This window comes from Microvirga massiliensis (assembly GCF_001006805.1).
Taxonomy (GTDB): Bacteria; Pseudomonadota; Alphaproteobacteria; order Rhizobiales; family Beijerinckiaceae; genus Microvirga; species Microvirga massiliensis.
In genome coordinates, this window is the sequence record NZ_LN811363.1 from 143,686 (window position 1) to 151,270 (window position 7,585).

General features: G+C 61.8%; 5 protein-coding genes and 3 pseudogenes. 4 read left to right on the forward strand and 4 right to left on the reverse strand.

Annotated features, from left to right (window positions below; genetic code table 11):
• The 4 genes and pseudogenes from BN1233_RS50115 to BN1233_RS33040 form a co-directional block, all read right to left on the reverse strand.
• Window positions 1-382: pseudogene (locus BN1233_RS50115) on the reverse strand (helix-turn-helix domain-containing protein); the annotation flags it as partial.
• 132 nt (window positions 383-514) lie between these two features.
• A complete protein-coding gene (locus BN1233_RS33035) occupies window positions 515-1,480 on the reverse strand; it encodes a hypothetical protein (protein WP_046867883.1) in 966 nt (321 codons plus the stop codon).
• A 48-nt stretch (window positions 1,481-1,528) separates the two neighbouring features.
• Window positions 1,529-2,404 carry a protein-L-isoaspartate O-methyltransferase family protein gene (locus BN1233_RS45205; protein ID WP_074078414.1) on the reverse strand — a complete coding sequence of 292 codons (876 nt, stop codon included), beginning with the start codon at window positions 2,402-2,404 and terminating at the stop codon, window positions 1,529-1,531.
• 174 nt (window positions 2,405-2,578) lie between these two features.
• Window positions 2,579-3,220 (reverse strand): hypothetical protein, encoded by a 642-nt coding sequence (locus BN1233_RS33040; RefSeq protein WP_046867884.1) that lies wholly within the window; start codon window positions 3,218-3,220, stop codon window positions 2,579-2,581.
• Window positions 3,221-3,563: 343 nt separating this feature from the next.
• Here BN1233_RS33040 and BN1233_RS50120 point away from each other — a divergent pair.
• The 4 genes and pseudogenes from BN1233_RS50120 to BN1233_RS50125 form a co-directional block, all read left to right on the forward strand.
• Window positions 3,564-3,955, forward strand: a pseudogene (locus BN1233_RS50120) (IS6 family transposase); the annotation flags it as partial.
• A gap of 241 nt (window positions 3,956-4,196) precedes the next feature.
• Window positions 4,197-5,015, forward strand: coding sequence for an IS630 family transposase (locus tag BN1233_RS33050; protein WP_048709760.1), 819 nt, complete (start codon window positions 4,197-4,199; stop codon window positions 5,013-5,015).
• Window positions 5,016-5,210: 195 nt separating this feature from the next.
• Window positions 5,211-7,289: a recombinase family protein gene (locus BN1233_RS33055; protein ID WP_046867885.1), complete on the forward strand. Its 2,079-nt coding sequence runs from the start codon at window positions 5,211-5,213 to the stop codon at window positions 7,287-7,289.
• A 1-nt stretch (window position 7,290) separates the two neighbouring features.
• Window positions 7,291-7,452: pseudogene (locus BN1233_RS50125) on the forward strand (IS630 family transposase); the annotation flags it as partial.
• Window positions 7,453-7,585 lie beyond the last annotated feature (133 nt).

Sequence of the window (7,585 nt, forward strand, 5' to 3'; positions counted from 1 at the left end):
GATCGCGATCCGGTGTTCCTCCCAGAGCCACTGGATGAGATCGATCAGACGCCAGCGCACCACGCCGTGCATGGCCGCGATCGGACCCGCCTCGATCAGCGCGGCGAGCTGCTGGCGATGCGCATCGCTCAGGATCGCGGGCGGGCCGGGCGGCTTGCGGTCCACGAGCCCCGCCGGTCCGTGCGCGTTGAAGCGCAACACCCAATCGCGCACCGTCTGCAGCCCGACCCGCCGATCGGGGCTGGTTCGCTGCGTGTGCCGCCGTCGTAGATCGCCGCCAGAGCCAAGAGGCGGCGGGTCTGCGGGCCATCCTGGCTCTGGCGCGCTAGAGCGCGTAGCGCCGCCCGTCGTAATCCGTCCGCAACGCCACCGGAACCGACATGGCAAACCTCCTCGTTTGTCATGTTGAATCAGATCAACACCGCCTCCGAAACCCAACGAGTCACACTTTCCAGGACTTGGTATCACACCCTCCGGGACTTGGTATGAGTCGCTGTGGTTTCGTAGGAGACTGCTAGAGGAGCGAGATCCCGAGAAACAGACTGACGATATCAAGTGGTGCGAAGAAGCTGTGTGTCGCTGACCCTGCGAAAAGCAATCCAATCGCAATATTGTCCTCATCGAAGAGTATGCTCCCAGAATCACCGAACTGACACGGACAGTCCGCAATGATCTGATTAACAAACAGCGTATTGCGGCCTGTGGGCCCGATTGCCCAGTAATCCACTTTAACAAGTGCTTGCTGGGCTACAATTCGGCCTGTAGTCAGGCCACTGCCGGCGCCATGCTTTCTCACCGACCTTCCAACTAGCGGGCTATGGCTATTTCCAATCCCTCGGACTAGCCCAATCCCGTGTACCTCATTCCAGCGCTGCGGCGTCAGCGCGACAGCGGCTGCTGCATCCACAAAGTTGTGCAACGTGGGCCCAAACCAGAGCGGTACAAAGTTACGGACATTGCCCTTGTAGTCGCGGGGGTAAGCTCCTCCCTGAGCTAACGCTGGTTGGATCACAGGAGCGCCGGGTATGGCGCGATTGAAGTCGGCCAACACATGATTACAGCTCACGAAGAGGCCGAAAGACCTTTCCGCTGAGCTGGTCTTGGCCCAGATACCAAGCGATCCTGCAAATGAAAGATAATAGCCTCCACTCTCTCCCATTCTCAGGGATCGAATTGGCCCAGCCAGAGCAAACGCGGTCGCTCTCGGGACCGAAGGAGGGTCCACTAGCAGAGGAGGGGATGCGGGAACATCCATTTCCTCGACGTCCGTCTCAATGCCCCCGTTCAACTGGCGCGGGATAAGTTGTGCTGGACTGAGGAGCTCTGGCGGTAGCTTGACGGGAACGAAGACTTTGATACTGGGTTCGCTAGTTTGCCGACCACCCCTGCGACGGTAACCAAGTGCGATCGCGTTCACATCGCCTCGTTTCAACAGCACTTTAGCGTTTGAGTAGAGGGCGTTTTCTAACCCGGCTTTCATGCGAGTACACCAAGCAAACTGTCGGCTCTCGTAGCCGGCTTCAGGTCGTCACCTCCGCCTTGATCGGGCTTTGGTCGAACTTTGCTTCGCTGAGGAATCTTGTCCTTCGGTGTTGATGCCAGCCTGTTGTGTCGGCCTCATTCCGGCGGACTGTACGGCTCCAGCTGCATCTGCTCCCGAAGGTTTTTTGTTATTCGTGCGCTCAGCTACAGGGTGACCGGGCGGAGTTCGAACAAAGCCGAACACATTGCCTGACCAGACTCCCATAAGCGGGGGATACACACACAATCCCATGTCTCTAAAAGAGATGTGCCCGCGACGCTTTGCTGCGAGCGTCAACCTCTGGGGCCCGAAATAGCTACCTACTGGTGCGATGATGACTCCTCCGTCAGCCAGCTGATCGAAAAGAAACGGGTTTATTGCCGGAATGGCAGCGCTGAAAATTAAAGCATCATAGGGAGCGCGCTCGGGCCAGCCTAGAATTCCATCGCTCGCTTTCTGGTGAATTTTCCCGATACCGAGTTCGCGATAAGCATCCGACGCGAGCCAGAGCAACCAAGGATCATGATCAACGGTGTCAATGCGCTCACCTATAAATGACAGGATGCAAGCAGCGTATCCGGTCCACGCCGAATACTCAAGGATCGTGCGGCAGGAGCAAGCAACCAGTTCGGATGCAATCCGGGCAATAACGCTCGGCTTAACAAGAAACTGTCCTGGCGCCCAAAGCTCCATTTCAGCATAACCAAGACGCCAAAACATCGGTGGTGCAAACGCGTGGCGCGGGATCGCTAGCATGGCGTCCGTTATCGGAGGACCAATTCCGTAGTTTCGTACTAGCCGATCGACCATTTGTGACCGTGCTACAGGCATATCTGGAAGCCGTCGCTTTACCAGCAGGTCTGCTGCCCGAATTGGCTCCATGCGGATTCTCCTGCTTGAATCCGATCGCGCTGCCTTGGCCTACTACTCGTAATATAGACATCAGGCAGTGCAGCACTCTGGTGCGCACTGTAGGTACCTTACGCTGCAGTCTACCATACGTCCGACCCTGCCACCACCCTCGACAGATCTGCCTGGCAAACGGAAGTATTCTGATCAGATAAGAGGCACTCTGTCCGCTTCCTTGAGAGAATTCGCAAGATCCTCTCTTACGTCAATGCAAACGGTGTATTCAGTGGAATCAAAATTCGACTTGAGCTTGGTAATAGCACCTGAGAAGAATCGCTGATCTAAGCGGGCAATAAGAGTGTGTGATTTTGGGATCAAATCCGTGTACCAAATCTTAGTCGTTGGTAGAAGCTCATAACCTAGGCTCTGGAGAAGTCGAGTGCGTGGCGCGTCTTCAAAAACGATTCCTAGGATTGTCTTGATGCACAGCTCGCTTGCCGCTTCTATGAACAAAGCTCGTATTACAGAATTGTGCCCATGTGCCCTCTTCGCTTTAATGGTTGCGCCCTTGCCGAGCAGCAGGGCCGGGTAGCTCGTCGCAGCATCGTCGTACTCGCACTCCATGGCCCTCTGAGCATGCTCAGGGTCCGCGAGGATCTGCCCCTTCATTGTCGCTACTAGCACTTCTTCGTGCCAAGCACCGAGGACCACCCCGAGGTCATCGGACGAACACCAATCGAGTGCAGCAGGGTCAGCTACCGAGAATTCATTGGCGTCTCCATAAGAGGCGCGCCTCAATGCTTCGACTGCGGCCTTTTCCTTGCGGATGCACCGACGAATCACAAACATGATAGAACCTCCGCTTCGGAGCAGGGCCCACCAGCCAGTGTAGTTGAGTATCTCAGAATTGAAGATTTATTGAAACGTGTGGCACCTTTGATTTTCAGATTCGAACCGCGGCCTCCGGCGACGATGGACTGGATTGGGCGCCGGTGCACCGGAGGTCCTGTCACGGAAACGTCGAGAGTCAGGTGCGAAGCTGCCGGTGGCACGATAGACCGCCACGAGCCGGGCCAAGAACGCCGCCGAGACTTCGAAATGACCTGCGGCTGCACGGCGGGAATGGCCTGCCGTGACAAATTGGCGGCAGCCTGGAGCCATGCAGCCCGTCTATTGAAACCGTCATCACTTCCTGCCCGAGGTCATCCAGCACGCCGTCTGGCTCTACCTGCGGTTCACGCTGAGCTATCGCGATGTCGAGGAGCTCATGGCCGAGCGCGGGCTCGGCGTCTCCTACGAGACTGTCCAGCGCTGAGTTCTGAAGTTCGGTCCAGCATACGCCCGCAACCTTCGCCGGCTGCGGCGCCGGCCCGCGGACACCTGGCACCTGGACGAGTTGGTAGTCTCAATCTAGGGCCGGCACATGTACCTGTGGCGCGCTGTCGACAGGGAGGGCGAGGTCCTGGACCTACTGGTCCAGCCCAAGCGGGACAAAGCTGCGGCCGTGAAGCTCATGCGCAAGCTGCTCAAAAGCAGGGCTATGTGCCACTCATACTCATGACAGATAAGCTTTGGTCCTCCGGCTGTGTAGAAGTTCAGACATGATCTGACGGATTGGGGTGTCAGCCGTTTCCCCTCCTCTACGCCACCGCTGGCAGGACCTTTTCCTGGGCCACCGCGATGATGTCGCGGAAGGTCTGCATCGGGGTCTGACCAGAGCCCCAGCGGCCCTGGTATGGACGCGTCACGTTAGAGCGGTTTGGGGTTGCACGGAATCATTAGTTGTGATTCCGCGGTGCCGGGGGCGTGAGCAGCGAGGCTCACCATGACGGCACCGTTGTCTCAGGACCTGCGCGAACGGATCGTGCGGGCGGTGGAGGGGGGCAGTTCGATCCGGCAGGCGGCAGTCCGCTCTGAGGTCAGTCCCTCGGCCGCCGTGAAGCTGCTGCGCCGCGTGCGCGAGACCGGCTCGTCGGCGCCGGCCCGGATCGGCGGGCATCGTCGGCCCATCCTGGAGCCGCACCAGGATCTGCTTCGATCGCTCGTGGAGGCAAAGCCGGAGATCACGCTGGCGGAGATCCAAGCCGAGTTGCGGTCCCGCGGGATTCTGGTCTCGGCGCTCTCGACCATTCACGACATGCTGAAGCGCATGAGGCTGACGCGCAAAAAAAGACGCTGCACGCGGCCGAGCAGGACCGCCCCGATGTCGCGCGCGAGCGCCGGCGCTGGCGGGCCTGGCAGCGCTATATGGACGAGCTGCTTCGTGTTTCTCGACGAGACCGGCACCACGACCAACCTGACGCGCCGCTACGGGCGCTGCCCACGCGGCGAGCGTCTGGTGAGCGCGACACCCTGGGGCCATTGGCAGACCACGACCTTCGTGGCGGGCCTGCGCTCGAATGGACTGATCGCCCCACTCGTGCTGGACGGGGCGATGACGGGTGAGATGTTCCGGGCCTATATCGCGCAGATGCTCTGTCCCTGCCTCGCACCCGGCGATGTGGTAGTCATGGACAATCTCTCGGCCCACAAGGTGGCGGGCATCACCGAGGCGATCCGGGCGGCCGGCGCCAGCGTCCTTTACCTGCCGCCGTACTCACCAGATTTGAACCCAATCGAGACCGTGCAGCTTTGGAACCTCTGAAGGAGAGGTTCTGTTGACACCGCGTGTGGGCCATCCGGCGCTGCTGTCTCTGGCCCGGTGGCGGGCGAGGCGCGATGAGTCTGAAGCCGAGACAACTGCGGTGGCAGGACCTGCCCAGCGAGCGCCGTCGGCGTCTCGTGGTGCTGGTCGGCAGCCTGGTCCGGCAGCATCTGTCCGCCGCTCGGGAGGCGGGTCATGAGCGTGGATCTGGGCGCCCTCAACCCGACGATACCGGAGAAGATCCGGGCGCGTCATTGCGATCGTCTGGCGGTGATCTATGTCCGCCAATCGACCCTGCGCCAGGTTGAGCAGAACCGCGAGTCGACACGGCTCCAGTATGGACTGGCGGATCGCGCCCGCCATCTCGGGTGGCGCCGCGAGCAGATCGTCGTCATCGACGATGATCTCGGGCGCTCCGGCGCCTCGACCGTGGACCGCCGCGGCTTCCAGCGCCTCGTCGCCGAGGTCGGGCTCGGCCATGTCGGGCTGGTGCTCGGCATCGAGGTGTCGCGCCTGGCCCGCTCCTGCCGCGACTGGCACCAGCTTCTGGAGATGTGCGCGCTCTTCGACACCCTGATCGGCGATGCAGATGGCATCTACGACCCCAGCACCTACAACGATCGTCTGTTGTTGGGCCTCAAGGGCACGATGAGCGAGGCGGAACTGCACATCCTCAAGGCCCGCATGCACGAGGGGCGGCGCGCCAAAGCATGTCGGGGCGAGTTGGTTTTGGGATTGCCGCGTGGCTACGTCCTGAAGCCGTCCGGCGAGGTCGCCCTGGATCCGGATGAAGGCGTCCAACAGATCATCCGCCTGGTCTTCGCGGTCTTCGCGCGGCGGCGCTCGATCAGCGGGATTTTGCGCTATCTCGTCGACCACGCCATTCAGCTTCCCGACCGCCTCCGCAGCGGCCCCAACAAGGGCGACGTCTGTTGGAACCGGCCCAATCGGGCGACCCTCTCCGACATGCTCCGCCACCCGGCTTATGCCGGGGCCTATGTCTACGGACGGCGTCATCACGATGGCCGCTTGCAGCTGCCCGGCAAGCCGCACAGCGGGCGCCGCTTCCTGCGCGATCCGCAGCAGTGGATGGTGCTGCAGCAAGGCGTATATCCAGCCTACATTGACTGGGACACCTTCCTGCGGAACCAGGAGCAGATGGCCGCGAACCGCACGCGACATACTGGCATTCCCCGGGGCGGCGCAGCGCTGCTCGGCGGCCTCGTGGCGTGTGGGCTGTGCGGCCGGCGCATGTTCACGACCTACAACGACGACGGCCGCGAGGCACGCTATGCGTGCAACCAGATGGCCACCACCTTTGGCGCCCCCCGCTGCCAGTCGATCAGCGCCCGTCCGGTGGACGAGCGCGTCAGCGCCTTGATGCTCGATGCGCTCTCGCCGTCTGCCCTCGAGGTCAGCCTCCAGGTTGCCGAGGATCTCGAACTCGAGCGCCAGCAGTTGCACGGGCAGTGGAAGCAGCGGCTCGAACGGGCGGAGTACGAGACGGCGCTGGCGCGCCGCCGCTACGAGGCGGTCGATCCGCAGAACCGTCTCGTCGCCCGTACCCTGGAGCGCGATTGGGAGGTGGCCCTCGCGGCCGAGCAGGCGCTCCGCGACGAGCATCGATGGGTCCTGCAACGCGAGCCCGCGCGGTTGACGGACGCGGAAAAGGCTGCGGTGCGGCAGCTCGCCGAAGACATTCCGGCCCTGTGGAACGCCGCGTCAACGACGGCGCGCGATCGCCAGACGATTGCGCGCACGATGCTCGAGCGTGTCGTGATCCTGGTGCACGGGGCGAGCGAGCGCGCGGAGCTTGCCTGTTACTGGGCCGGAGGCGTCGTGACGCGGCACGCGTTGATCCGCCCGGTTCGCCGGTTCGAGCAGTTGGAGCATTTTGACGCCCTGCTCGCCCGGATCGCGGAGATGCGGGCGCAGGGCGCCACGGCGCAGCGCATTGCGGACCGTCTCAATGCCGAGGGCTGGCGACCGCCTAAGAAGCCGGTCTTCAATGCCCCCATGATCCGTCGCCTGCTCCAGCGTCGCGGCCTCGGCACGCAGCGTCCAATCTGGTCTGGCCACGTGCCACGCCAGCATACCGATGCGATGACGCTGCAAGAATTGGCCGATCGCCTCGGAGCCCATCGACAAACGGTCTACGGCTGGCTGCGGCGAGGCCGCCTCACGGGGCGCTTGGCGCAGGTCGGCACGCAACGCATCTGGCTCGTCAATCGCGTCGACGCCCCAACAGGAACCAGCCATCGAGAGCCGTCATGACAATACCATCGAGCAGGCCTTCGCGAAGCTCAAGGCGCTCTTGCGCAAAGCGGCGGTACGCACCAAGGAAGCCCTCTGGAAGACGATCGCAGACTTGCTCGATGCATTCCAACCCGGCGAATGCCAGAACTACCTCATGAATTGCGGCTATGAACCCGTGTAAATCGAATCCGCTCTAGAGCTCTCTATCCAGGCAAAGGTCAGCCTGGAGCGCGGCGATGCTGCAGGAGATCTTCCGCCGGAACGCCACGCGGGAGGACTCGTCGAGCATGGTCTTGTGGAAGCGCTCAACGAGA